At 68.3% G+C, this 25,260-nt stretch carries 25 protein-coding genes; 12 read left to right on the plus strand and 13 right to left on the minus strand.

Annotated features, from left to right (window positions below):
- The first annotated feature begins 43 nt into the window (after positions 1–43).
- Positions 44–661 (plus strand): YaaA family protein, encoded by a 618-nt coding sequence (locus tag NQK81_RS05175; protein WP_257487268.1) that lies wholly within the window; start codon positions 44–46, stop codon positions 659–661.
- The gene (locus NQK81_RS05180; protein WP_257487269.1) at positions 658–1,323 is read left to right on the plus strand and encodes a GIY-YIG domain-containing protein; all 666 of its coding nucleotides are present in this window, start codon (positions 658–660) and stop codon (positions 1,321–1,323) included. The genes NQK81_RS05175 and NQK81_RS05180 overlap by 4 nt, the downstream gene beginning before the upstream one ends.
- Position 1,324: 1 nt before the next feature.
- On the opposite strand, the gene NQK81_RS05185 is transcribed toward NQK81_RS05180, so the two are convergent.
- Positions 1,325–1,753 (minus strand): MarR family winged helix-turn-helix transcriptional regulator, encoded by a 429-nt coding sequence (locus NQK81_RS05185; RefSeq protein WP_257487270.1) that lies wholly within the window; start codon positions 1,751–1,753, stop codon positions 1,325–1,327.
- A gap of 70 nt (positions 1,754–1,823) precedes the next feature.
- Here NQK81_RS05185 and NQK81_RS05190 point away from each other — a divergent pair, with 70 nt between their 5' ends.
- The gene (locus NQK81_RS05190; RefSeq protein WP_257487271.1) at positions 1,824–2,432 is read left to right on the plus strand and encodes a TIGR03086 family metal-binding protein; all 609 of its coding nucleotides are present in this window, start codon (positions 1,824–1,826) and stop codon (positions 2,430–2,432) included.
- 248 nt (positions 2,433–2,680) lie between these two features.
- Positions 2,681–3,829, plus strand: a complete 1,149-nt coding sequence (locus tag NQK81_RS05195; RefSeq protein ID WP_257487272.1) for a hypothetical protein — start codon at positions 2,681–2,683, stop codon at positions 3,827–3,829.
- Here NQK81_RS05195 and NQK81_RS05200 read toward each other — a convergent pair.
- Entirely contained in the window at positions 3,780–4,655 is an 876-nt protein-coding gene (locus tag NQK81_RS05200; protein WP_257487273.1) for an alpha/beta fold hydrolase, read from the minus strand. The two genes, NQK81_RS05195 and NQK81_RS05200, sit on opposite strands and share 50 nt — an antisense overlap.
- 89 nt (positions 4,656–4,744) lie before the next feature.
- Between NQK81_RS05200 and NQK81_RS05205 the strand changes: the two genes are divergently transcribed.
- Entirely contained in the window at positions 4,745–5,350 is a 606-nt protein-coding gene (locus NQK81_RS05205; RefSeq protein WP_257487274.1) for a TetR/AcrR family transcriptional regulator, read from the plus strand.
- Here the strand turns inward: NQK81_RS05205 and NQK81_RS05210 are convergent.
- On the minus strand, positions 5,334–6,053 hold the full coding sequence (locus tag NQK81_RS05210) for a TetR/AcrR family transcriptional regulator (RefSeq protein WP_257487275.1): 720 nt from the start codon (positions 6,051–6,053) through the stop codon (positions 5,334–5,336). The genes NQK81_RS05205 and NQK81_RS05210 overlap by 17 nt on opposite strands.
- A gap of 83 nt (positions 6,054–6,136) precedes the next feature.
- On the opposite strand from NQK81_RS05210, the gene NQK81_RS05215 reads away from it, so the two are divergent.
- Positions 6,137–7,594, plus strand: coding sequence for a carotenoid oxygenase family protein (locus tag NQK81_RS05215; protein WP_257487276.1), 1,458 nt, complete (start codon positions 6,137–6,139; stop codon positions 7,592–7,594).
- A 42-nt stretch (positions 7,595–7,636) separates the two neighbouring features.
- On the opposite strand, the gene NQK81_RS05220 is transcribed toward NQK81_RS05215, so the two are convergent.
- From NQK81_RS05220 to NQK81_RS05245, 6 genes are all read right to left on the minus strand, one after another.
- Positions 7,637–10,402: a DUF5682 family protein gene (locus tag NQK81_RS05220; RefSeq protein WP_257487277.1), complete on the minus strand. Its 2,766-nt coding sequence runs from the start codon at positions 10,400–10,402 to the stop codon at positions 7,637–7,639.
- Positions 10,399–11,511 (minus strand): ATP-binding protein, encoded by a 1,113-nt coding sequence (locus tag NQK81_RS05225; protein ID WP_126736964.1) that lies wholly within the window; start codon positions 11,509–11,511, stop codon positions 10,399–10,401. Before NQK81_RS05225 ends, NQK81_RS05220 begins: the two co-directional genes overlap by 4 nt.
- 19 nt (positions 11,512–11,530) lie before the next feature.
- Positions 11,531–12,901: a VWA domain-containing protein gene (locus NQK81_RS05230; RefSeq protein WP_257487278.1), complete on the minus strand. Its 1,371-nt coding sequence runs from the start codon at positions 12,899–12,901 to the stop codon at positions 11,531–11,533.
- The gene (locus NQK81_RS05235) at positions 12,898–14,277 is read right to left on the minus strand and encodes a hypothetical protein (protein ID WP_257487279.1); all 1,380 of its coding nucleotides are present in this window, start codon (positions 14,275–14,277) and stop codon (positions 12,898–12,900) included. The genes NQK81_RS05230 and NQK81_RS05235 overlap by 4 nt, the downstream gene beginning before the upstream one ends.
- Positions 14,277–14,774 (minus strand): hypothetical protein, encoded by a 498-nt coding sequence (locus NQK81_RS05240; RefSeq protein ID WP_257487280.1) that lies wholly within the window; start codon positions 14,772–14,774, stop codon positions 14,277–14,279. Before NQK81_RS05240 ends, NQK81_RS05235 begins: the two co-directional genes overlap by 1 nt.
- Before the next feature lie 71 nt (positions 14,775–14,845).
- The gene (locus NQK81_RS05245) at positions 14,846–15,484 is read right to left on the minus strand and encodes a haloacid dehalogenase type II (RefSeq protein ID WP_257487281.1); all 639 of its coding nucleotides are present in this window, start codon (positions 15,482–15,484) and stop codon (positions 14,846–14,848) included.
- 64 nt (positions 15,485–15,548) lie between these two features.
- Here NQK81_RS05245 and NQK81_RS05250 point away from each other — a divergent pair, with 64 nt between their 5' ends.
- Positions 15,549–16,109, plus strand: coding sequence for a CGNR zinc finger domain-containing protein (locus NQK81_RS05250; RefSeq protein WP_257487282.1), 561 nt, complete (start codon positions 15,549–15,551; stop codon positions 16,107–16,109).
- 152 nt (positions 16,110–16,261) lie between these two features.
- On the plus strand, positions 16,262–17,071 hold the full coding sequence (locus tag NQK81_RS05255; protein ID WP_257487283.1) for a dioxygenase family protein: 810 nt from the start codon (positions 16,262–16,264) through the stop codon (positions 17,069–17,071).
- A gap of 142 nt (positions 17,072–17,213) precedes the next feature.
- Here the strand turns inward: NQK81_RS05255 and NQK81_RS05260 are convergent, their stop codons facing one another.
- A complete protein-coding gene (locus NQK81_RS05260; RefSeq protein ID WP_257487284.1) occupies positions 17,214–17,933 on the minus strand; it encodes a S1 family peptidase in 720 nt (239 codons plus the stop codon).
- Between the two features lie 279 nt (positions 17,934–18,212).
- Between NQK81_RS05260 and NQK81_RS05265 the strand changes: the two genes are divergently transcribed.
- Together NQK81_RS05265 and NQK81_RS05270 are read left to right on the plus strand one after the other, a co-directional pair.
- On the plus strand, positions 18,213–18,908 hold the full coding sequence (locus tag NQK81_RS05265) for a nitroreductase family protein (RefSeq protein ID WP_126736970.1): 696 nt from the start codon (positions 18,213–18,215) through the stop codon (positions 18,906–18,908).
- Between the two features lie 172 nt (positions 18,909–19,080).
- Entirely contained in the window at positions 19,081–20,469 is a 1,389-nt protein-coding gene (locus NQK81_RS05270; protein ID WP_257487285.1) for a Gfo/Idh/MocA family protein, read from the plus strand.
- A gap of 98 nt (positions 20,470–20,567) precedes the next feature.
- On the opposite strand, the gene NQK81_RS05275 is transcribed toward NQK81_RS05270, so the two are convergent.
- Positions 20,568–21,353 (minus strand): adenylate/guanylate cyclase domain-containing protein, encoded by a 786-nt coding sequence (locus NQK81_RS05275; RefSeq protein ID WP_257487286.1) that lies wholly within the window; start codon positions 21,351–21,353, stop codon positions 20,568–20,570.
- Positions 21,354–21,580: 227 nt separating this feature from the next.
- On the opposite strand from NQK81_RS05275, the gene NQK81_RS05280 reads away from it, so the two are divergent.
- Together NQK81_RS05280 and NQK81_RS05285 are read left to right on the plus strand one after the other, a co-directional pair.
- The gene (locus NQK81_RS05280; protein WP_257487287.1) at positions 21,581–22,177 is read left to right on the plus strand and encodes a DUF6801 domain-containing protein; all 597 of its coding nucleotides are present in this window, start codon (positions 21,581–21,583) and stop codon (positions 22,175–22,177) included.
- Between the two features lie 85 nt (positions 22,178–22,262).
- Positions 22,263–23,078, plus strand: coding sequence for an MBL fold metallo-hydrolase (locus tag NQK81_RS05285; protein ID WP_257487288.1), 816 nt, complete (start codon positions 22,263–22,265; stop codon positions 23,076–23,078).
- On the opposite strand, the gene NQK81_RS05290 is transcribed toward NQK81_RS05285, so the two are convergent.
- A complete protein-coding gene (locus NQK81_RS05290; protein ID WP_126736974.1) occupies positions 23,071–24,384 on the minus strand; it encodes an MFS transporter in 1,314 nt (437 codons plus the stop codon). The two genes, NQK81_RS05285 and NQK81_RS05290, sit on opposite strands and share 8 nt — an antisense overlap.
- A 21-nt stretch (positions 24,385–24,405) precedes the next feature.
- Entirely contained in the window at positions 24,406–25,251 is an 846-nt protein-coding gene (locus tag NQK81_RS05295; protein ID WP_257487289.1) for a DUF3592 domain-containing protein, read from the minus strand.
- Positions 25,252–25,260 lie beyond the last annotated feature (9 nt).

A 25,260-nucleotide genomic window follows, 5' to 3' on the forward strand; every position in this document is an offset into this window, starting at 1 on the left:
GTCCGGTCAGCGAGGGGTTGGGCCGACACTTTAGAGTTCTCCGGTGACCGTTCTGAACGCGATCGATCCGCGTGAAGCACTGACGATCCTCGGCTGTTCGAAGGGTAAGAACCGAGGTGGGGAGGCCGCTGGAACCGGGACCGCCTGGCCGGAACCGCTGCTTCGCGCCCGGGCCGATGTCCTGGTGAAGTCGAAGGTCGACAGCGGTGGCTTGCGGCCCGCGTGGCTCCGGTACAGCGGGAACTTCTATCGGAATGTCGGCAGCGCACTGGGCGAGGCGGTCGAAAACGGGCGAACGCTGATCCTCAGCGGCGGCTACGGGATCCTGCGTGCCGACGAGCCGATCTCTTACTATGACCGGAAGCTGAAGCTCACCGACTGGCCGTCCGGTGTGCTCGAAGACGCAGTCATCGAGGAGGCTCGCCGGATCGGTGCGACGAAGGTGGTCACGTTCGTGTCCGCCAGCGCCGACTACGCGAAACTGATCCGGCGAATCCCTTGGGCCGCCTCGGAAATCGATGCCGTGCTCGTGACGATCGACTTCCACGGCGGTGGCGCACAAGTCGAGGTGCCGCGACGGCTGGCACAGGCTTTCAGCGCGTGGTGGCGCCAGTCACCGTCGGACTATCCGGCCGGAATGGTCGTCGAGGAACTGGGATGAGGGACGCGGATCTCGCCGAGTTCTACGCCTTGCTCGGCAGGTTGGGCACTCCACGACGGCTGCACGGGGCGACCGCCAAAGACGGCTGGCCGAGTCACGGCGTCTACTTCTTCTTCGAGGACGGCGAGCTGCGTACCGACGGGTCTCCGCGGGTGGTGCGCGTAGGCACGCACGGCCTGGGCAGCGGTAGCCGGACGAAGCTGTGGCAACGTCTGGCCCAGCATCGCGGCACGCTCAAAGGCAGCGGAAACCATCGCGCGTCGATCTTCCGCCGTCACGTCGGAACGGCGTTGATCAAGCGCGACCAGGGGTCCGGCGATCTGCTCACCGCGTGGACCGGCAAGCGCCGTCTGCCCGAGTGGGCCGCGGCCGAAACCGAGATCGAGCGGCAGGTGAGCGAGTACGTCGGTCGAATGCGGTTCGTCTGCCTGGCAGTACCCACCGAAGCTGACGGCAGCAGCCTGCGCGGCGACATCGAACGGAACAGCATCTCTTTGCTCTCGAACCGGCGTGACCCAACCGATCGCCCCAGCGCAGGATGGCTCGGCCAGTACGCGACAAGCGAGAAAGTCCGCGCGTCTGGACTGTGGAACATCAACCACGTCGACGAGGACTACGAACCGGAGTTCCTGGCGTCGTTCCGGGCGTTGACAAGCCGCTGACTCACGGCCACTCGGCTTCGGACAGCACACGCGCGGCGCGAAGGAAGGCTTCGCGATCGGCGGCGGGAAGCTGTCCGAGCAGCCGCTCCTCCTGCTCCTGGATGTTCGACTGGGCCGACCTTCGCGCGGCACGGCCGGCTTCGGTGATCCCCAGCAGCCGAACCCGGCGATCCTTCGGGTCCGGCTCGCGGGTGATCAGCCCGTCCTCTTGGAGTTTGTCGAGGGTGCCGATGATCCGGGTCTTGTCCGCCCCGATCGCCTTCGCGAGGGCGGCCTGCGTGCGAACGGGTCCGTCGTCGAGCGCGCTCAGCACCACGTAACCCCACATGGACAACCCGTGCCCGGCCAGCACCGGCGTCTCGGCGTTCATCAGCCGTCGCATCAGCCCGCCGAGCATCGCCGCGAGATCCGGCCTCCCCTGCTCCGCCATGCGCAGACCATACCGACCACGTTCGCGAAACCGGTTGACGAACTCGTACGCACATGTAGATGATATGCGCATGCCTATCGATGAACTTCGCATCCTCGACGCCCTGGTGACCCGGACCAGCCTCGACCTCGTCAGCAAGATCACCCCTGCGGATCTGGTCAAGCCGACCCCATGCAGCGCTTGGACCCTGCACGGCCTGCTGGCGCATATGACCACTCAGCACCACGGCTTCGCCGCCGCGGCCGAGGGCGAGAGCCACCTCGACAATTGGCGCCTGCTCCCGCTGGGCGACGACCCCGTCGCCACCTACCGCGCCTCGGTGAACCGGGTCCTGAACTCCTTCGTCCCCCACGACCTCGCCGATCGGAGGTTCGCCCTTCCCGAGTTCTCCACCGAAGTCACTTTCACCGCGGAGCAGGCGCTGGGCTTCCATTTCGTCGACTACCTGGTGCACTCCTGGGACGTGGCCAAAACCCTCGGCCTGCCACTCGAGTTCCAGCGAGAGGTACTCGACGCCGGACTGGGTTTCGCCAAGGCGATCCCGGACGGGAAGAACCGGACGGCTCCGGGCGCCGCCTTCGGCCCGGCCGTCGACGCGACCGGACAGTCCGATTTGGACACGATCGTCGCACTGCTCGGCCGTTCGCCGTCATGGCCCGATCAGGTGGCCGCGGCCTGAACACATCCCGGGTGCGACGGCCGAACACCGGTCGTCGCACCTCAGGCCCCAATACTCATCGGCACCGGAAAAGCCTTCGCCCGGCCGGACGCCGCCGGTGACGGGCCTCCGCGCCCGCCCCGCCGATCCACTCACAGGAGCCTCATTTCTCGCCAAGGGTGAGTGGTTCTTGCTCTTTCAGTGCGACAGGGACCGGCATCGGTGTGATGACCGGTGACACGTTGGCCGAGGTACCTCACCGTGAAAGGATGGATCATTCGCTGGACGCGCTCCGCGGGCGCCTGTTGATCCAATGCAGGTCGACCAAGGTGGATTCGATTCTCGATATCGCCGACAAGGCACACGCGGGCATCGTCCTCACCGGCACCTCTCCCGAGTCCACCGTCCTGCGCCTCCGTGATCAAGGATTCCGCGGCCCGATTCTGTGCGACGCGGATCGATACTCCGGCAAACGAAGGGTCACAGCACGGCGTGGAACCCATCCTGCCTGGATCCGCCGTCAGCGAGACCTCGGATTGATGCCGCTCACCGACTCCGGATACCTCGCACCACGTGATTGGCCTGGATTGAGAACGATCCTCAAGGCTGCAGCAAGGGAAACCGCGCCGGTCGTCGCCGTACTTCCCCTCGCCACGAAATGGTTCTCCAGTCCACCGGTTCACGTGGCGATCACAAGGGAGATCAACAAATACGGAGTGCCGGTCGCGTTCGTCTTCGAACACGACAAAGATCCCTTCGGGGTCCAGTACCTTCTGACGGGATTCCTCCAGGTATTGGCCACTGCGAGTGTTCCCGTTTTCCTGTTGCGGTGCGACGTTTCCGCCATCGGCGCACTCTGCCATGGCGTACACACCGCTGCCGTGGGCACGAGTAGTTCACTTCGCCATCTCTACCCGGCAACGGCCCGCCGCTCCCCACGACCGCCTGGCGTATCGGCCTTCGTGACTCGACTACTCAGCTACCACCGGCTCGAGACCTGTGAACGTATCTTCGCCGGCACACCGGACATCCACCATTTCTGGTCCTGCGAGTGCACCGTCTGCGAAGGCGCCACCCCGGCCCGACTCGACGCGGCCGGACAACCATGGCTCGCGGCATCCCGGCATTCACTCTCTTGCCTGCTCAGGCTCTACGCGGAGATCTTCCGCGGCCTGCGAACGCCCGACCAACTCGTCAGTTCCTGGCATGAGACGGTCAGTCACGCCCTCTACGTCCACGATCAGGTCGCCGAGACCGCCGAGCACTGGCGGAAACCGGCCAACCTCCGCGCCTGGTACGCGATCGCCGAGGATCCCTTGCCGCATCGCGGCGAAATCCCCCGCCAGCCGGCAGATCACCAGCCGAGAGTCACGATGCCGCGTCGGCGTGATGCGCGGCCTCGAGGATCCGGGCGGTGACCAGCTCCGGTTTCTCCAGGGACAGCCCATGAGTGGTCTTGGGCACGACTTCGACCTCGATGTGCGGGTTCAGTGAGCCGAGCCGTGCCGCCACCTCGCGGGCGCGGAGGATGACGCTGCGTTCGGCGACGATGATCCGGGTGGGCACGTCGATCCTGGACAACTCGTCGTCGCCGAACAGGTGCATCTCAGGAAGATGCTGCTTGTACTTGAGCGCGGCGAACAACAAGGGCCGCACGGTGTGCCGCACGTCCGGATCGCCGGACGCCACCAGCCGCAGGACCCACTTGGGCAGGAACCAGAGGAAGATCTCCCGGAAGCTCCACCAGATGAAGCTCCGGTCGATCACGCCGAATCCGGCGGCTTCGATAGCGACCACACCGGCGATCCGGTCGGTCGTCCGGGTGGCGAGGTTCAGGGCGAGCCAGCCGCCTCGCGAAACGCCGGCGAGGTGGACCTTTTCGTGGCCGGTTCCCGCGAGCACCCCGTCGACGATCTCGGTGAGCCAGTCCGCGCAGTCCTCTGTGGACTCGATGGGCGCGGTCTGGATCGACCGCCCCGGCTCGCCGATCGAGTCGACGGCGTGGATCCGGTGCCGGGCGGCCAGTTCGGCGATATGCGGGTACCAGGACAGCGACGTGCCCATTCCCCCGGAAAGCAGCACGATCGGCGGACCGTCGTCCGGCCCGCAACTGCGGACCCGGGTCGGGCCGAATCTCGTCGCGATGTCCAGTTCCTCGGCGGGGAGCGGCCACTTCCGCAGGATCGCGTCATAGGTCGCGAAGAACCGCTCTTCGGCTTTCTTGTCGACGAATTCCCCCAGCATCGGACCTCCTCGAAGTTTTATGGTGCACTTGCACCATAACAGCGGGTGGTCGTTCCGGCCACCCCTCGCCGACATGGCAGAGTGATCGCGTGCCGAAACGTGTCGACCACCAAGAGCGCAGGCGCGAGATCGCGGAGGCCCTGTTCCGGATCGCCGCCGCCCAAGGCCTGCAGGCGGTCACCCTGCGTGCGGTGGCCGCGGAGGCGGGCATCTCGATGAACCTGGTCCAGTACTACTTCCCGACCAAGGAGGAGATGCTGCGGTTCGCCTGGCAGCGGGTCGTCGAACTGACCGCCGAGATCGCCGGGAAGAGCATCGGCGAGGCGATGAAGACCGGGGACGAACGCGCCATCGTGCGCGCCTACCTGACCGCCGTCCTGCCGGACGGTGAGCGCCGCCGCATGCTGGCCGCGGTCCAGATCGCGTACTTCGCCGTCGACGTCACGCGCGGGAGCCAGGATCCGGATCAGGAACCACTGCTGCCCCACCTGGTCCACGCGATCGCCGGCCTGCTCCAGGCCGCCCAGGAGAAAGGTGACGTCCCCGCCCACCTCGACGCCGGGCTCGAGGCGGACGCGCTCGCGACGATGTCCGCCGGCCTCGTCACGGGGATCATGGTCGACACCTACACGGCCGAGCGCGCGGCGGAGATCGTCGACTACCGCCTCGACGGGTTGTTCACCGGCGTTCGATGAGCGCCTCGATACCGTCCAGGATGCGGCCGAGGCCGAATTCGACGTCAGCCTCCTCCATGCCCTCTTCGCCGTACGCCTCGCCGGAAACCACGGCGGCGACGCGCGCATAGCCCCGCTCTTCGAGGCGCGGTCCGAGAAAAGCGCTCAGCGCGCGGACCTGATCAGGCGGGCTCGCGTTCACGTCCCGGAGCAAGGAAGCGGTACTGCGCACCCAGCCGTCGACCAGGACGGCGCAGCCGGTCACGTCCTGGACACCCAGACCCGAGCCCGCCATCCCCTCCAGGAAGTTCTCCAGCCACCCCAGCAGATTCGGCGTACTCGGCACACTCCGGACCGGCAGGTCGATCAGCCACGGATGGCGACGGCAGCGTTCGAGGAGTGCGCGTGCCCAGGCGGTGACCGCCGCGCGCCAATCGCCGGAGGCCGGCTCCGGCGGCGGACCCCACGCCGCCTCGGCCACCAGGACGAGTAACTCCTCTTTGGAGTTCAGGTACCGGTAGAGCGCGTTCGCGGTGATACCGAGCCGCTTGGCGATCGACGGCATGGACAGCGCCGCGTAGCCCTCCGCGTCCGCCTGCGCGATGGCCGCGTCGACGATCTGTTCGAGGCTGTATCCCGGTTTCGGCCCGCGCCGGGGCGCCGGGGTGTGCCCCCACGCCAGCGCGGTGCCCGGCGGCAGCAGCTCGATCTCGACGTCGTCCATGTCCGCATTGTTGCACCCGAAACAGGTAAAGGCATACACTGTTCATGGCATACACAGTTACTTGACGAACTGGGGGATCGACCATGACCGAACCGACCAGGCGGAACGTGCTCCGCGGGGCGGCCGCGCTTGCCATCGGTGGAGCCGCCGCGACCTTCGCGAGCAGCGAATCCGCCTTCGCCGCGCCGAATCCGCGCTACCCGTTCGTCGAAGGCGCCTTCGAGCCGGTGAAAGAGGAGGTGACCGCGTTCGGCCTGCCGGTCACCGGCCGGATTCCCCAGGATCTTTGCGGGCGATATCTGCGCACCGGGCCGAACGTGCTCGGGCTCGAAGACCCGCGCGCCCACCACTGGATGCTGGGCGAGGGGATGGTGCACGGCGTCCGGCTGCGCGACGGGAAGGCCGAGTGGTACCGCAACCGCTGGGTGCGTTCGTCCGGCGTCGCGGCGAAACTGGGTGAGCGGTACCCGTGGCCGGTGCCCGCCGAGGACTTCGCGCCGAACACGCACGTGATCGGCCACCATGGCCGCATCCTCACCCTTCAGGAGTCCGGCGCACCGCCGTACGAGCTCGACGGCGAACTGAACACGTTGGGGCCGTTCGACTTCGGCGGTTCGCTGCAGGGTTCCTACACCGCGCACACCAAGTTCGACGCCCGCGCCGACGAGCTGCACGCGGTGACCTATCACCCGACGTGGGATCACGTACGGCATCTGATGGTCGACCGGACCGGCCGAGTCGTTCGCACCACCCGGATCCCGGTCAGCGACAGCCCGATGATGCACGACTTCGGGCTCACCGAGAACTACGTGGTCGTCTTCGACGTGCCGGTCACCTTCGATCCGCGGCCGGGAAAGGTGGTGCCGTACAAGTGGAACCCGGACCATCCGGCCAGGGTCGGGGTGATGAACCGCGACGGCGGCCCGGTCCGCTGGTTCGGGGTGGATCCGGTCTTCTACTCGCACACGCTCAACGCCTACGAACAGGGCTCGACGGTGGTGATCGACCTGACCACGATGCCTCCCCCGTTCGAGGTGGCGGGCAAGCAGGGCTTCGGCGGCCCGTCGGCGTCGGGCCCGCCGGTGCTGGAGCGCTGGACGATCGATCTCGCGCGGGGACGGGTCCGGCGCCGTGTCCTCGACGACCGGCCGCAGGAATTCCCGCGGGTCAACGAAAGCCTGGTGTCGCGGCGGCACAGGTACGGATACTCGGCCTCGCCCGGCGAACTGTTCGACGTCTACCTGGACAAGCCCTCCGGTTCCTTCGGCAACGCGCTGATCAAGCACGACCTGCGGAACGGGCGGTCAGAGGTGCACCGCTTCGGCCGGGGCGCCGACGCGAGCGAAGCGGTGTTCGTGCCGTCGTCCCGCAGCAAGTCCGAGGACGACGGTTACGCCCTCGCCTACGTGAACGATCCCGACCGCAACGCCTCGGACCTGGTGATCCTCGCGGCACAGGACTTCACCGCCAAGCCACTCGCCCGCATCCACCTGCCGAGGCCGGTGCCACTGGGCTTCCACGGCAGCTGGGTCGCCGACTGACGGATCGGGCGGTCGCCGGACATCCGGCGACCGCCCTCGGGTTCACACTCCGGTGAGCACCTCCTCCAGCGCGGCGGCGGACTCCGGATACCGCTGGAGCAGCGCCAAGCCGGCGGGCGCTGCGCTCCCCCACGGCTCCTCGCAGCCCAGCAAGCCCGCCACGGCGTCGCAGGAAGCCGGATGCGCTGCGAGCAAAGCGAGGCCGCCGCCCCCGGTCTTCCTCGTCACCGCACGGGGTTCCGGCTGGTCCTTCCACGGCGGGACCCATTCGTCGAGCGCCGCGAGCCTCCCGGGGAAGATCCGGCCCGCCTCACGCACGAGCAGCGGCACCAGCTCCGCGCCGCGGGACCGCAACGTGGTGATCAACGTCGGCAACCACGGCAGCAGCAACTTGTCCGGTAGCTCGGCGAAAGCGTTCGACACCGCCTCGACGACGAAGTCGGCCAATCCGGGCGCCGGTTCCAGCGCGTGGACGAAACCGCTCAGGTAACGCGGATAGGCGGGCAGCACCATCGGGTTCGCCAGCAGTCCGGCGCACCGCTCACGCAGTTCGGCACGCGTGAGGCGGCCGAGCTGGACCTGCGCCGCCCACAACAGCGCCACCTTCGACGGCTCCTCCGGATGCGATCCGGCGATCGCCAGCTCCAGCTGCGTACGGTCGCACCCCAGCGACAGGGCGAGCGACTCCATGCTGAACAGGAAGCCCAGCATCGCGGCGACCTGCTCGACGCCGGCCTCCTCGTCGGCGAAGGCGGCCGGGAGCAGCGTGCAGTAGTGCGCGTACCCCGTCTTCACGAAGTCCTCGATCCACCGCGGCAGCACCGGCTCGCTGGTCCGGTAATGCGCCAGCAGCCTCCGCACCCGTCGCAGCACTTCCGGGGCGCCGTCGACGGTGCGTTCGGTGGCCAGAACCTCCAGGGCACGTGTGCCCAGCTCCCCCGCCAGCCGGGCGCTGCGAAGGTAGAGCGTCGCGTCCTCGACCGCGCCGAGCACCTTCGCGGCGGTGGCCTGCGGATGGTAGGCCGCTCGCCGAAGCCGTTGCTCCAGCACCTGTTCGACGCTGACGCCCTCGTAACCCAGCTCGATGAGGGCCCGCTGGTGAGTGCCGAGCGCTAGATCCCACGACTCCTGGATCGGCCGTTCGCCGAGCCGCCGCTCCCCCATGATCGGCCGCGCCGCGCCGCGCGGCATCAGGTAGCGCAGCATCCACAGGAGATCGGAGCAGGGCTCCAGCTCCGGTCTCGACGCGATGTCGAGCAGCGCCCGCTGCACACCTCGTTGCTGCAGCTTGAGGTTCAGCGGCTCCAGCTTGTCGTGCACGTCGCGCGCCAACGGCGGCAACGCGTCGTAGCCGACCTGGCCGATCCGGTCGCCGCCCATCATGATCTCGACGAGACGGCGCACGTCGCGCCTGCCGGGCACGACGTCCTTTTCGATACAGGTGACCGCCGCGTCCTGGAAGTCGTACGGCGTCGGCTTGGCCCGGTCGCGCAGGCCCGCCAGCAGGATCGAGGTCTCGAACACCGCGATGGCGTCGGCCGTCGAGGCAAGGTACCCGTTGCGGCGCGCCGCCCGGACGATCTCGACCGACCAGCCCAGCAGCTCCGCCTCGTCCAGCCGGTCGAGCACCGGAGGTCGTTGCAGGAAGCCGGAAAGCTGGTCCGATGGATCCACTGCCACCGGATCCGGCGCCGGCGCGGGCGGCGCCGCGGCCTTCTTCCGCTTCGGCCCGCCTACCTGACCTTCGAGCTGGAACTGCTTCACCTTGGTGCGCTTGAGGTTCTTCGCCCACTCGGTCGCGGCGATCGACACCGATCCCCCGGCGAGCCCGAACTGTGCCTCGATCGAGGCGTGGCTCGACGGGATGAGCCCGTACTGCCACGTGCTCTCGCTGCGCGGGCTGATCACGAAGCCGTCCGTGCCGTCGACACCGAACTCCGCGACCCGGCTGGCCGCGTGGAACGCGCCGCAGATGTAGAGACAGTCCGCGGGATCCGCGCCCGAGGCGGCGAGGTGCTCGCGCATCCGGGTCCACATGTAGCGCTCGCGGTCTTCGTCGACCCGGACGCGCCGGGTGTCGCCCGGCGCGAGACGGCGGAACAGGCTGCCGATCAGGAACATGACCTGGCGGTAGGTGTCGTGGTCGCTGTCGCCGAGCGGCAGCTCGACGTACTGGTGCCACCACTCCGACCAGTGCCGCACCCGCCCGTGCCGCAGCAGGTGTTCCTCGAGTTCGGCGAACCGGGGCCGGAGATCGCCGATCTCGACGCCGACCGCGTCACCGTGCAGCGCGGCCTCTTCCTCGGCGGGCGGCGCGTCCGGATCGGAGGGCGGCTCACGCTCGTCCCACTGGAACACATGATCCGCCGACCGGTCGACGAGGACGAGCTCGACACCCGGGGTGTCGAGGGCGTACGCGATCGCCTGGTACTCCGCCGACGCTTCGGTGATCGGCGCGACCACGGCCAAGGGCGCCCACTCCGCGGGGAATCCCTTCACGTCCGTCGCGAAGGCCTGGACCGCCACGGGGAGACGGCAGTTGCGCAGCTCGGTCAGCAACGGCGCCATGTCTTCGCACAGTTCCAGGTAGACGACCTTCGGCTGCTTCTCCCGCAGCCGCCGTGCCATCGCCACGGCCGACGCCGGGGAATGGTGGCAGACCGGGAAGATCTCCAACGGCTCGCGCACCGCGCGATCGACGTCGTCGACGAGCCCGAGGAGGATGCCCTCCAGCGCACCGGGCCCGTCGGCGAAGGCGGCCGCGGCCTCCTGCAACTGGCCGCGCAACGCCTCGAAGGCGCCGCTCACGAGAGGGAGGCGATCGCGTCGCGGCCGCCGTCGAGGAACCCGGGCCAGTCACCGCCCTCGTCCTTGCTGCGCGGCTCGACGACGCCGTGCAGGTACTTGTTGAGGATCGCCAGATCCTCCGGCTCGCGACGGGCGAGCGAACCGACCAGCGAGGACGCCAGCGTGCGGGCGGTCAGCTCGCGTTCGCCGAAGAAGTTGCTGTGCAGCACCGCGTCTTCGAGTACGCCGATCTGCTCGGCGGTGGACAACGCGGACTCCAGCTTCTCGTCGTCGCTGCCCGCCGACGCCGCCGCGGCACGCAGGTCGCCGAAGCTGCGCAACAGCACGTCGAGCAGCGTGGGCGGCACGTCCAGCTCGATCTGATGGCGGCGCAGGAGTTCCTCGGTGCGGAAGCGGACGATCTCCGCCTCGCTCTTCTTGTTGGTCACCACCGGGATGCGGACGAAGTTGAAGCGGCGCTTGAGCGCGGACGACAGATCGTTGACGCCGCGGTCACGGCTGTTGGCGGTGGCGATCACGGAGAACCCGGGTTTGGCGAAGACGATGCCGTCGCTGTCCAGCTCCGGTACCGAGATGTACTTCTCCGACAGGATCGAGATCAGCGCGTCCTGCACGTCGCTGGTGGAACGGGTCAGCTCCTCGAAACGGCCGATCGAGCCCGCCTCCATCGCGGTCATGATCGGCGACGGGATCATCGACTCGCGGGACTGGCCCTTGGCGATCACCATGGAGACGTTCCACGAGTACTTGATGTGGTCCTCGGTGGTGCCGGCGGTGCCCTGCACGACCAGCGTGGAGTTACGGGAGATGGCCGCGGCCAGCAGTTCGGCGAGCCAGCTCTTGCCGGTGCCGGGGTCGCCGATCAGCAGAAGGCCGCGGTCCGAGGCGAGCGTGACGATTGCCCGCTCGACGATGTTCCGGTCGCCGAACCATTTCTGCGAGATCTCGCGGTCGAGGCCGTCGGCGCGCTCGGAACCGAGGATGAACAGGCGCAGCATCTTCGGGGACAGGCGCCAGGCGAACGGCTTGGGGTTGTCGTCGACCGACTCCAGCCAGTCCAGCTCTTCGGCGTACTTGATCTCGGCGGGGGCGCGCAACAGGTCGGACATGTCTTGCCTTTCGGGAGGTTCAGGAGGTGAGGAAAGTCTTGAGTTCGTGCACGAGCTTGGTGATGTGGCCGGAGATCACCGGCGTGCCGAGATCCTTGAAGCGTTCGCGGAACCACGGGTTCACGCTGCCCCGGCCGGCACTGGTGACCGAGCCGACCGGGATGAACTTCGCCCCGGACCGGTGGATCGCGGCCATGCTCTCGAAGAGCTGCTCGACGCGGGTCTCGTAGAAGTCGGAGATCCACACCACGACGGTGTTCGCGGGTTCGGCGATCTTCGGCTGGGTCAGCGCCATCGCGACCATGCCGTCGTTGCCGCCGCCCAGGTTGGTGCGCAGCAGTGTTTCGAACGGATCGTGCACCCACGGTGTGAGGTCGAGCGCCTGCGTGTCGTAGGCGATCAGGTGAACGTCCACTTTGGGCAGTCCGGCGAAGATCGAGGCCAGCACCGCGCAGTTGACCATCGAGTCCACCATGGAGCCCGACTGGTCGACCACCGCGATGAGCCGCTGCGGCGTGGTCTTCTTCGCGGTCTGCTTGTAGTAGAGGCGATCGACGTAGAGCCGTTCCTCGTCGGGGCTCCAGTTGGTGAGGTTCTTCCAGATGGTGCGATCGAGGTCGAGATTGCGGAACACGCGCTTCGGCGGGACCGAACGGTCCACCTTGCCGGTCGAGGCCTTCTCGACCTGGGTCCGCAGGACCTCCGCGATCTCGTCGACGTAGCGGCGGATGAGCGATTTTGCGTTGGCCAGCGCCACTCCCGACAGGTTGTCCTTGTCCCGCAACAGCTGTTCGATGAGCGACATGCTCGGGGTCAGCTTCGCCGCGAGCGCCGGGTCGGCGAGGACCTCACGCAGATGCATCCGTTTGACGAGGTCCGCCTCGATGCCGCCGAGCTCCGGACCGATCGCCGGGAGCAGGGTGCTCAAGTCCGGCGCGGCGCCACCGCCGGTGCCGCCGAGGCCGGTCGGGGCGCCGCCGGGACGACCTCCGCGCAGCTCGCCCGGGCGGCACCCCAGCGCGCGCTCGAGCCAGCCCGCGTCGGCCTGCCAGCGGGACAGCTGCCCCGCCGTCACCGTGGGCGGCGCCGGAGCGAAGACGTTCAGCAGCACCTTCGACACGAGCGCCGCGCGCCGCACTTCCGCGGCCTTGTCCCGGCCGTCCTCGGCTTCGGGGACCATCAGCCCGTCGAACTCGGCGGCCAGCTCCGGATGACGCTGGACGACCGAATCGACCGCGACGTTCGGATCCAGCACCGCGGAGGGCAGCCCGATGTCCTCGACCACGGCGACACTCGCCGATTCGAGCGTGGCCTGTTCCTCGGCGTCGAAGAGCCGGGCGAGCAGCCGCCAGTACAGGACCTGGCGGCGGTTGTCCTCGGGTTCGGTCATTTCCGCAACAGCCTTCCGGCGCGCTCGCGCAGCACGGCCGCGGCGTCGGTGGCGGCCTTCTCGGCTTTCACCCCGGCCTTGTCCGTGGTGCCGCCTGCCCAGGCTCCGGCGTGCACGGCGGTGGTCTTCTTGCGCACGGTGGTCTCGACGGCGAGCGGCTGGAGGCGGAATCCGCCGTCCCACCGGATCAGGCCGATGCACGCGCTCGAACCCGCGACCGCCTTCGGTGTCAGCGGGCCGGCGGCCGGGATGCGATCGGTCTCGACGGAAAGCCGATTTCCGGCGAAGGTGAACGTGAGCGTGTCCTCTTCGCCTTCGATGTCATAGCCCTCAAGGAAAACAGGAACGGCGAGCCGCGCCGGGTGCCGATCCAGCGGTGCGACCGTCGGCGTGACGGCCTTCGGCAGAGCGACACGCGCCGTGGAGAACGCGTCCGCGGGCTCTCCCGGACGAGCGTGTTCGTCTCGCCAGAGCAGGTCGCCCTCCGCGGTGACCGGCATGTCGGCGAGGTCCATCGAACGGCCCTCACCGATCGCCGTGAGCAGCGAAAGGTGCGGGCGCAGCAACTGCCAGATCCCGGCGCCGATGATCGTGTCCGGCTTCGGCACGGTCACGTTCGCGCGCACGAGCCGCGGGGTGGTGCCGTCATCGGGCTCGAATACGGCGTGGACCTGGGCCTGCGCGGCCGTCGCATGTTCCAGGAGGTCGACGCCGATGGGCAGCAGGCGGCCGGTGACCGTGCCGATCGCCGGCGTCGCCGCCGCCCCGGGCAGGGTCAGCAGCATTCCGCGCGACCACAGGTCGCCCCAGCGCCGGACGGGGATCCGCTCCAGCGCCGCGCCGGGACAGGACGCCGCGAGTTCCGCGGCGAAGCCGTCGAGCAGGACAGCCAACCTGCGCAGACTCGGTTCCGCTAGCAGCGCGGAGATCACCTGCGCCGAAGCCGAGATCAAGTCGTGGTCGATACCCTGCCAGCCCGCGCGGGCCAGATCGGCCAGCCAGGACCGTGCGGCGACCAGAAGATTGGGCGATTCCGCCTCGGCGGTCTGCCCGGCGGAGTCTTCGCCCAGCGGACGACCGGTCGCTTCGACGAGCCGCGTGAGAACCGCGTCGTGTACGGAGCCGAACACCGCTATCCTCGCCGCCGCAAGGGAAACGAAGTGCTCCTCGCCCGCGGCACCGGCAGCGGTCTTCTCCGCTGCCTCCGCGACCCGCGCCGCCAGCGGTGACCCGGCGACGGCGTCGGCCAGCTCGGTCAGGCCGGCGATCCTCTGTGGACGGAGCAGGCCGGTGACGAGCACGTCGTCGAAGGCGTCGACGACCGCCAGCGCCTCGTCGAGACCGGCGATGGGATCGGTGAGCAGATCGACGCGCATCAGACCACCGCCCTCGTCGGCGGGAACCACTGCAGCTCAGGCACCGGTGCCGTCGACGGCTCGAATTCGAGATAGGCCAAGTGCCGCAAGAACTGGCTGAACACGGAGGCGGCGGCTGCGCTGTCGCCTTGAGACGGACGCGTCGCGCTCATGGTCTGGGAAATGGCCTGCGCGGTCGGCTCCGCCACCTCGACGCGCAAGTACCGCGCTACCCGCTCGGCACCGTACTGAAGGGTGGATTCGTTGATCAGGGCGAGAATATGGTTGCAGAACATGCCCCGCGCCCCGCCACAAGGCCGGTTGTTGTTGGTACTGCAGGAGAATTCGTACGTGCTCGCCGCGACCGAGGAGACGTACACCCGGCCTATGTCCGACCCGCTGGACACCACGCCCTGCACCCGTCCGTCGGCCAGTTCGACGAACGGAACCTTCGCGAGCTTGCGCGGGCGAGCGGGTGGCAACACCCTGGCCGTGCTTGCTTTTTCCCAGTCTGACAACGCATCTTCTCCTTGCGGGGTGCCTCGGTGGGGACTGGGATGAACCTAGCGGGAGGCACCGACAGTTTTGCTCACATCCGCGGTTTTGCGAGCTGAACGGCCAGATCGGCGAGGCCGTCGGCCTGGAGATCGAACCGGTCCGTCGCCGAGGGCGGGTCTCCGACGGGCCGGGCGACGTACGCGGTCCGAAGGCCGACGCTCCGCGCTCCCCTCAGGTCCCACGCGTGGGCGGCGACCATCAACAGCCGCTCCGGCGGTGCACCTGAGGCCTTGACGGCCAGCTCGTAAACAGCCGGGTCGGGCTTGTAGGTCCGCGTCTCCTCGGCGGAGAGTGCCTGATGCCAGCGGAGACCGGCATGGGCGTTGATCCGGAGCAGGCTCGACCGGCCGGCGTTGGACAGCCCGATGATCGGGTACTGCTCGGCAAGCCTCGCCAGTCCTTCGGCAACGTCTGGCCAGGGCTCGAGCTTCGGCACCACGTCCGTGTTAGTGGTGAGCTGAGCCGCTTCGCGGTCGAGGACGTCACTCGGGGCGTACGGCCGCTCCCCCGCGACGATGCGCCGCTGCTCGGTCTCGACGTGGCCCAGCCACCGGCCGGCCAGCTCATCCGCATCGGCATCCGGCGCGGCTCGCCGGACCGCGTCGCGAATCCCGGCCGGTTCGTCGACGAGCGTGCCGAGTATGTCGAACACCAGGGCGTCGATCTCCACGGACAACCTCCCGGTAAGGGTTAAAGTGACGGTTGACCGCGAACGTACGAGAGGTCGGTAAGGGATGCAAGTAGCTTTGGACGATTACGTCTGGGCGGCGGGTGTCGCTACCGACCTGGTCAACACCGCCCCAGAGGTCTGGCGCGGCGAAGACAAGCTGTCCGACCTGGCGTCTCTCGCCGCCTTCGCCGAGCTTCGCTCATTGCCCGAGCCCACCCGGCCCGGGGATCTTCGCGCCGTTCACCGGCTACGCGTCACGGTGCGCGATCTGGTCGACCAGCCGGACCAGGCGCGCCTCGTCGCCGGAGCCACCGCGCTCACCTCTTCGGTCGGCGACGTCACCCTTCTGACCGGCAGCGCACGGTGGGCCGTTTCGGTCCGGCCTGGCGCGAAAGTCGCGGATTCCCTGGCCCTGGTTTGCGGCGTCGGAATACTCGGCGTCGTCCAGTCTCTCGGCGTGGAACGGTTCCGCGCCTGTGGCGCGCCTACCTGCCGGGGCGCGTTCATCGACACGACGCGCCCAGGACGGCGTCGCTATTGCATGCCGGGGTTATGCGGAAACCGCGTCAATGTGGCGAACCACCGGGCACGCAAGCTTTCCCAAGAGGGTTTCGAGACGTCGTAGGCGAAATGCCGTAGCACCGGTTCGCGAATTCGGCCCATCAGCGAATGGTGTCCGCTGCGAAGTATGATGCACGAGAGTGAACTTTCTCGACAGCGGCCGGTCCATGTCGGAAAATCGTATGCGCGCGACACCCTGCAGCCAACTCTTGCCGCGTGCAGTTCCCTTACTCCCATCATTTGGCGAAAAGGAACCCCATGCATGACGATGATGAGCCAGTAGGCCGGGTACTCGGCAGGCGACAGGCGTTGATCCTCCTCGGCGCCGCCGGCGCGACACTCGCCGCCGCCGGATCCGCCACCGCGAGTGCCACCACCTCCAGCCCGGGCGCACCCGATATCTGCACGCTGGACTGCGTGGTCAAGCCGGAACAAATGGAGGGCCCGTACTTCGTCGACGAACGGCTCAACCGCTCCGATATCCGCAGTGAGCCGTCCACCGGGCAACTGGTTCCCGGCACCGCGCTGGCGATCAATTTCACCGTTCAGCAGATCCGTCAGCAGCAGTGCACGCCTCTACCGGGAGCCATGGTCGACCTCTGGCAGTGCGACGCGTTCGGTCTGTATTCCGACATTCCGTCCCAGGGAAGTCGTGGCCGCCGTTTCCTGCGCGGTTATCAGAACACCGACCAATCGGGAGCGGCCCGGTTCACCACCATTCTTCCGGGGTGGTACACGGGACGCACGCTGCATATCCACGTCAAGATCCGCACCGTCGGCACGAACGGCAGGCCGTACGAGTTCACCTCACAGCTCTACTTCACGCCCGAATTCGGCGCGGCCTATCTGCGGACCGACCCGTACCGGCGGAAAGGCCCGGCCGACACGACCAACAGCCGGGACGCCATCTACCGCAACGGCGGGGCACAGATGCTGCTGCGTCCCCAGCAGACCGGAAGCGGCTACACGGCCGACTTCGCGATCGGTCTCGACCTGTCGAACACCCAGGTCGGTCGTCCCGACTAGGGAAACCCCCAAAGGGTCCTCCCCGGCAACCGCCGGGGAGGACCCTTTGGCGTTTTCTACGACAAAGCAAACCCGGCGTGTCGCGAAAGCCACTTTCGGGACGTCTGGTGTCCCGAAAGTGGCTTTCGCGGCACCTTCTGCCTCAGACCCCGGCGATCTGCTGGATCCAGGGCCGGTACCGCGTGATGTTCGTGTACGCGGTCGTCGTCTGCCGGTCGCTCGTCGACGCGACGCCGACCTGACGGCCGGAGGCGAACATCGGGCCGCCCGAGTCCCCGCCGGCGGTGATGCCGTCGCCGCGGCGCGCGCACACGGCGATGCCGCCGTTGTAGTCACGGCAGGAGACCGACGTGACCGACACGTTGGCGACCTTCAGGTAGCGGGACTGGCAGTTGATCTCCGAGCCGCACTGGCTGGTCGCGCCCCAGCCGTAGACCTGGACGGTCTGCCCGACGGAGACGTTGGAGGTGGTGCCCAGCGGCGAGTACGTGGCGTTCACCGGAGCGGTTAGCCGCACGATCGCGAGATCGGCGCTCGGGTGCCGGGTGACGGTGGAGCCGGTGGCCATGGTGCCGCCGCTCTGCTGGTCGAGGCTGCCGATCCGGAAGGTGAACGTGCCACTGCTGGCCACGCAGTGCTTCGCGGTCAGGATGTACTGCGGCGCGATGATCGTCGAAGTACAGGTCTGCCTGCCGTTGGCGAAGAGCCTGGCCGCCCACGGCCCGCTCGTCGCGTTCTGGCCGCCGATGATCATCGGCTGGACGTCGGAGGACGGTTCCGCGGCGGACGCCACGGGGGCGGTGACGCCGAGCAGCGCCGCGAAGGCGGTGCCGGCGATCAGGGCGAAGGAGCGCAGTCGCATGGTTCCGACTCATTTCTGCGGCCCGGGTTCGGCCGCGCGATGGGGACGGGTGTGCTGATTCTGAGGCGCCGCAAGAGGAACCTGACACCGACGAAAGTCGTGCAGTGGATACCTATCTCCACGCCGCGACGACCACTAAGTGGCGCTCTGGGTACCGGAAACGCCCGCCGGTTACGACGACCGGTGTCCGTCCACTTGAGACAGACGGCGGCATAACCCCAGGGACATAACCCGGCTCCGGGGCTTTCCGAAACCCGGGTCCGCCGCCAGAATCGCAGCATGACCACAGCACAGTGGACCCCGACCTACGGCGACCCCTTCGAGCCGGTGCCCTACCGTCCGGCGCGCGTGTCCGCGGAAGAATCGCTGGCCACCGCCGCCGAGTTGCGCCGCCGCATGGACACCCGCCGCACCGTGCGGATGTTCTCGACGGACCCCGTGCCCGAGCAGGTGGTGGTGGACGCCATCGCGGTGGCGGCGACGGCACCCAGCGGCGCGCATCAGCAGCCGTGGACGTTCGTGCTCATCAGCGATGCCGAGACCAAACAGCGGATCCGGGAGGCCGCCGAGGAGGAAGAACGCGTTTCGTACGAGGGCAGGCTCGGCGAGGAGTGGTTGTCCGCCTTGCGCCCGCTCGGAACCGACGCCGTCAAGACCCATCTCACCGACGCCCCGTACCTCATCGTGGTCTTCCAGCAGCGTTACTTCCTCGACGAGGACGGCACCAAGCACAAGCACTACTACGTCGACGAGTCGGTGGGCATCGCGGTCGGCATGCTGCTCACGGCGCTGCACCTGTCCGGGCTGGCCGCGTTGACGCATACGCCGTCGCCGATGCGGTTCCTCGGCGAGCTGCTCGGGCGGCCGCAGAACGAGAAGGCGTTCGCTGTCATCCCCGTCGGTTATCCGGCGGACGACTGCGTGGTGCCGAACCTGGTCCGCAAGTCGATCGACCAGGTGCTGATCCGCCGGTGACCGTCGGCGCGGCCCGGGTGTACGCGCACCCGGGCTGCGCGAAACACCCAGGAACACGCACTCAAACTGCTCATTAGTGCAGTTTACTGCGCACTTTGGCGCATCTCTTGACATATCCGGCGGCGATTGGACAAGGTCTGGGCACCGAAGGCGACACGAAGGAGTGTTCTTCATGGCCGACCTGCCCTCAGTCTCCCGGCGGACACTGTTCGGTGGCGCGCTCGCCGCCGGGGCGCTCGCCGCGATCCCCACGAGCGCGACCGCCGCGGAAGAGGCGGAAAGCGCGCCCCGCCGTCCCGGCCAGCGCAGCATGATCGGGGTCCCGTTCGAACGGCACCAGACCGTCCGGATCGCGCTCATCGGTCTCGGCAACCGCGGCATGTCCATGATCGGCGGGTGGAGCGCCGTACCGGGCGCCGTGGTCACCGCGGTCTGCGACATCCGCGCCGAGCGCGCGAAGGCCGCCGCGGACAAACTCGCCGCCGTCGGGCGCCCGCGCCCGGCCGAGTACGGCGGATCCGCCGACGCCTACCAGAAGATGCTCTCCCGCGACGACATCGACCTCGTCTACATCGCCACCCCGTGGGAGTTCCACTACCCGCAGGGCAAGGCCGCACTCCTGGCGGGCAAGCATGTCGGCGTCGAACTGCCCATCGCCACCGAGCTCGACCAGCTGTGGGATCTCGTCAACACCAGTGAGCAGACCCGCAAACACCTGTTCCTCGCCGAGAACTGCAGTTACGGCCGCAACGAGCTGGCGATCCTCAAGATGGCGCACGCGGGTGTCTTCGGCGAGGTCACCAACGGACACGGCGGTTATCTGCACGACCTGCGCGAACTGCTGTTCTCCGACACGTACTACACCGACGCGTGGCGCCGGAAGTGGCACACCCGCAGCACCGCGAGTTTCTACCCGATGCACGGTCTCGCGCCGATCGCGGCCTGCATGGACGTCAACCGCGGCGACCGGTTCGCCACGCTGCGCGCCACGGCCACCGAGCCAAAGGGGCTCGCCGACTACCGGAAACGCCACATGCCGCCGGGTCATCCGTCGTGGAAGGAGACCTACGTCAACGGCGACCTGGTGACCTGTCTGATCGAGACCGAGCAGGGGAGGATCATCCGGGCCGAGCACGACGTCAGCTCGCCGCGTCCGTACAGCCGCATCAACAGCCTCGCCGGCAGCCGCGGCATCGTGGAGGACTACCCCGCCCGCATCTACGTCGAGCCCGACCACAGCGGCCACGCGTGGAAGGACTTCGGCCCGTATCGCGAACGCCACGACCACTGGCTGTGGAAGAAGCTCAAGGACGACCCGAACCTCGGCGGGCACGGCGGCATGGACTACGTGCTGCAGTGGCGGATCGTGCAGCAGATGCGCGCCGGACTGGTACCGGACATCGACGTCTACGACTCGGCGGCCTGGTGCTCCCCCGTGCCGTTGAGCGTGGTCTCCCTCGCTCGCGGCGGGAAGCCGGTCGCGGTGCCGGACTTCACGCGCGGTGGCTGGACGAAGCCCCGGCCGGGGCTGGACTCACAACCTTCGGAGATGCCCGGCTAGGACTCGCGGCCCGGGAGCGGACGCTCATGTCGCGAAAGCCACTTTCGGGACGTCTGACGTCCCGAAAGTGGCTTTCGCGACACCTCTGACCTGCCCGGCTAGAACGAGGAGTAACGAGGCACGACCCGGTAGACACGGAGGTCTTTCGGGGTCCCCTTGGCGCGGAAACTCCGGCGCGGTCGCACGATGACCGCGCCGGGGTCCAGCTCGTCGACGACGCTTCCGCTGGCCAGCACCTCGTCGCCGTCGGCGGCGGCCATGATGCGGGCGGCGATGTTCACGTCGACGCCGAGGTAGTCGTCGCCGACCCGCCGCGGATTCCCCCGATGAAGCCCCGCGCGCAGGTGAGGGAGATAGCCCTCGGCCTTGATCACACTGACGGCGGAGCACGTCTCGTAGGCGGCGTTCACCGCCTCGCCCGGGTCGGCGAACACGGCCATCACGCCGTCGCCGAGTCCCTTCACGATGCTGCCGCGATGCCCGGTGACGACCGATTCGGTCACCTCGGCGACCGAACGCAGCAGCTCCAGCACGCGCTCGTCCCCCGCCTGCAACGCCCAGGTCGAGAAGCCGACCAGATCGGTGAACAGCACCGTGATCCCGTCCGCGGACACCGGCGGCGCGCCGGACCGGCGGACGGCCTGCCAGGCCTGCACTGCGGCCAGGCCCAGCTCGCGGGTGGCACTGGGCCGGTCCGCGCCCGCCTCGGCGAGCAGCCGGGCGAGCCGGTCGGACGAGCGGCCCGTCGACGGCGCCAGCGGGTCACCCGGGACCAGCCCGCGGAGGAACCGCGCCCCGCGCACCAGTTCGCCGCGCTGATCCGTCGCGCGCAGGAACCTGCGGGTCCGGCGGTGCCACGGCTCGGGTCGTTCGGTCACGATCAAGACACTAGCCCGCTCGCCTCGCGGCCGTCGCACCTGTCACCGAGGTGACAAGAATGCCGCCGGAATTTCCCTTTCCGCCTCCACGTGACAATTACCGAACTAGCCATTCCGCCTATACATGACAAGATCGAAGCGTAAAGAAAACGCGAGAGATCTTTTCCTTTCCTCGTTGGTGACTTTCCACCTACATTCGGTTTCGAGCCCATTCAACGACGAAAGGACCAGACATGACGAAAACCCTCGTACGGAAGGGTGTTCGGCGGTTCTGCGCGGCCGGGATCGCGGCCGCGGTCGCCGGGACGGTCATGCTCGCCGCGGCGGGAACCGCTGCCGCCGTCGAAAAGAATCTCACGTACAAGGGCGGCTTCCCCATCATCGGCGACCAGAAGGTGGCGGTGGTCGTGAAGGCGGAAATCCCGGCGGCCGCGAAAGCCGGGGAGCCGGTTTCGGTGCCGTTCACCCTCGACGTCGACGCCGGTCAGGCCGCGGGCGACGGGCTCCGGCTCGTCGGTGCCAAGAAACTCTCCGGCACGATCAGCTCGAAGGTGAACATCGCGCTCGGCGAGCAGAAGATCTCGATCCCGATCGAGCTGCCGATCCCGGACACCGAGGTACCCGCCGAAGGACCGCTGAAGTTCACCGCCCAGGGCAAGGTCGACTTCACCGTCCCCGCGGGCACCCCCGCCGGTGAGGCGACCAGCAGCGTGGACGCCGCGGCGACCTCGCATATCGTCACCGACAGCTCGCTCGGCGAGTTCGACGTCCAGCTCGCGCTCGACCCGCCCGACCAGGACGCCGTGCTCGGCAAGACGACCATCAGCTGATCCCCGCGTCTTTCCCCCGGCTCGGCGAGCCGGGGGAAAGACGCGTCTTGACCTCCAGCGCACTGGAGGTCGCAAGCTGTCGATCATGTGGATTTGCGACAGGTGCGGTATCGAACATCCCGCCACCCCCGAGCCTCCCCGGTGCGTTCTCGACCGCGGCGAGGTCGGCATCGAGGAAGCCGGCGACCTAGGCGCGCACACCGGCCGCTGGTGGACGCACGAGGAACTGATCTCCGCGCCGCACAAGACCGTGCACCGCGATCACGGACGCGGCTTGCACAGCATCAAACGGGAGCCCCACTTCGCGATCGGGCACTGGTCGTTCATCGCGGTGACCCCGGCGGGCACCCTGCTGTGGGATCCGCCGTCCTGGTTGGACACTGAGGTGCTCGACGTCGTGCGCGGGCTCGGCGACGTCGCCGTGATCGCCACCAGCCACCCGCACATGTTCGGCGCCCAGCTCGGCTGGAGCCGCGCGCTGGGCGGGGTCCCGGTGCTGGTCAACGAACGCAACCGCGAATGGCTGCCCGCCCCCGATCCGGCGTTCGAGTTCTGGGACGAGCACGTGGAACCCTTGCCCGGCCTCGAACTGATCCGGCTCGGCGGGCATATGCGCGGCAGCGCCGTGGCCAGGACGCCGGACGGCAGCATCCTGGCCGGGGACACGATCTCGGGCGGGCTCGCGCCGGACTGGGTGTCGTTCCAGCGCAACTTCCCCAAGCACATCCCGCTTTCGGGGGCCGTGGTGCGACGGATCGTCGACCGGCTCGACGAATTCGCCTACGACCGCCTCTACACCCTCGGCGGTGACACCATCGACCGGGACGCCCGCGCGGTGGTGCGCCGAAGCGCCGAAACCCATATCCGGTGGGTGAACGGCGACTTCGACCACCTCACTTGATCGCGCGTTTGTCCTTCCCGCGGAAGGTCAGCGCGATGACACCCGCCATCGCCATGAAGAACGCCACGGCCCACATCCCGGCGCGGAAACTCCCGGTCAACCCCTGCAACCAGCCGGTGAGGTAGGGGCCGACGAAGCCCGACAGGTTGCCGAAGGAGTTGATCAGGCCGATCCCGGCGGCGGCGCCGACTCCGGTCAGGAAGGCGTTGGGCAGCTGCCAGAACACCGGGATCGCGGTGAACACGCCGACCGCGCAGAGGGTCACCGCGATCATCACCCACAGCGGCGAGCCGAGATACAGCGCGCCGGCGATCGCGACCGCGCCGACGAACGCGGCGATGGCGACATGCCCGGCCCGTTCGCCGGTGCGGTCGGAATGGCGGGCCCACAACACCATGGCGACGGCGGCCACGGCGTACGGGATCGCCGTGATGAGCCCGATCTCCACGATGCTGTAGTTGGTCTGGAACTGTTCCTGGAAGCCCTTGATCACCTGCGGGAGGAAGAACGCGAGCACGTAGAGACCGAAGATGATCCCGAAGTAGACGGCGCTCAGCGCGAGCACGCGCGGGTCGGTCAGCGCCGATCGGGTGCTCACCTCCTTGCCGACCTCACGGACGTCTTCCGCGTCGATGGCCGACTGCAAGGCCGTGCGCTCCCCCGGGGTCAGCCACTTCGCGTCCTTCGGCTTGCTCGGCAGCAGGAAGAACACCGCCACGCCGAGCAGGATCGAAGGCACCCCTTCGGCGAAGAACATGAAGCGCCAGCCGGCGTCGAAGCCGAGGACACCGTCGCCGTGCTTGATCAGCAGGGAGGAGACCGGGCTGCCGATGACCGACGAGAGCGGCACCGCGAGGAAGAACAGCGCGACGATCTTGGCTCGCTGCTTACGCGGGAACCAGTAGGTCAGGTACAGGATGATGCCGGGGAAGAAGCCGGCCTCGGCGATCCCGAGCAGCACCCGGACGATGTAGAAGCTGACCTCGCCCTGGATGAACGCGGTGGCCGAGGCGACTATGCCCCAGGTGACCATGATCCGCGCGATCCAGATCCGGGCGCCGACCTTGTGCAGGATCACGTTGCTGGGCACTTCGAAGAAGAAGTACCCGACGAAGAACAGGCCCGCGCCGAGCCCGTAGGCGGCCGAGCTGATGCCGAGGTCGGCGTTCATGGTGAGCGCCGCGAACCCGACGTTGACCCGGTCCAGATAGTTGAGCAGATAGAGCAGCCCGAGTAACGGGACCAGCCGGATCATCGCCTTGCGCACCGCCGGGGCGGTGGACACCTCTGCCGTCTGTTCGTCCATCCGCGGGAGTGTAGAGGGCGATCAGAACAGCGGAGGCAGGAACGCACCGAAGTTTCCTCCGGCGGCCCGATCGGCCGGATCCGGATCCACCTGGACCGTGTCGGGATTCCGCGGGTCGTAGGTGACCTTCACCGTCGAGCCGCGGGCGGGGGCCTGCAGCGGCGGGGTGATCATCGTGGTCACGACGGTCCGCTCGCCGCCGTCCGTGGGGAACCGGACCCGCACGGTGAACCGCGGATTCCCCATCACCCAGACGTTCGTGAACTCGACGCCGAGCACCTCTCCGAGCACCTGCCTGCCGGTCTGAGCGAGTGCCTGCGCGCGGTCGTCCGCCTCCGCCTTGGTGACGAACGCCCGCCCCAGCACCATGATCATGACCAGCGCGGTCACCCCGGCCACCGCCGGGACCAGATACGGCTCGTAGTAGACGATCCAGTCCACTTCGGTCCATGGTTCGGACGGCAGCCGCTTCCCCACCGCCTCGGGTGGCGTCCAGGACGGGATCGCGACGCCGCTGCCCAGCGCGATGCCGAGGGACGCGGCGAGGCTGCTCGCCCGGAAGCCGACACCCATCCCCCGCAACGACATCCCGCCGCCCCACAGCATCGCGAACCCGAGCGACGAAGCGACCGTGATCGAGACGCTGAAGAACAGGACGAGCGAAACCGCCGGGCCCGCGTCGGGCCCCCACGCGTCGACGCGGTTCAGCGACATCAGCCGGAAGCCGTCCAGCAGCCCGAGTGCGCCCGACCAGCCGACCGCCGCCCAGGCGAGCGTCGTCGGCACGCCGAGCAGCCACAGGCGCAGGCCGGGACGGCGGTTCTGCCGGGGGTCTCCCGGCAGGCCGAACTCGAAGGTCCCGAACATCGCGGTCAC

Source organism: Amycolatopsis roodepoortensis, from assembly GCF_024628825.1.
Classification (GTDB): Bacteria; Actinomycetota; Actinomycetes; order Mycobacteriales; family Pseudonocardiaceae; genus Amycolatopsis; species Amycolatopsis roodepoortensis.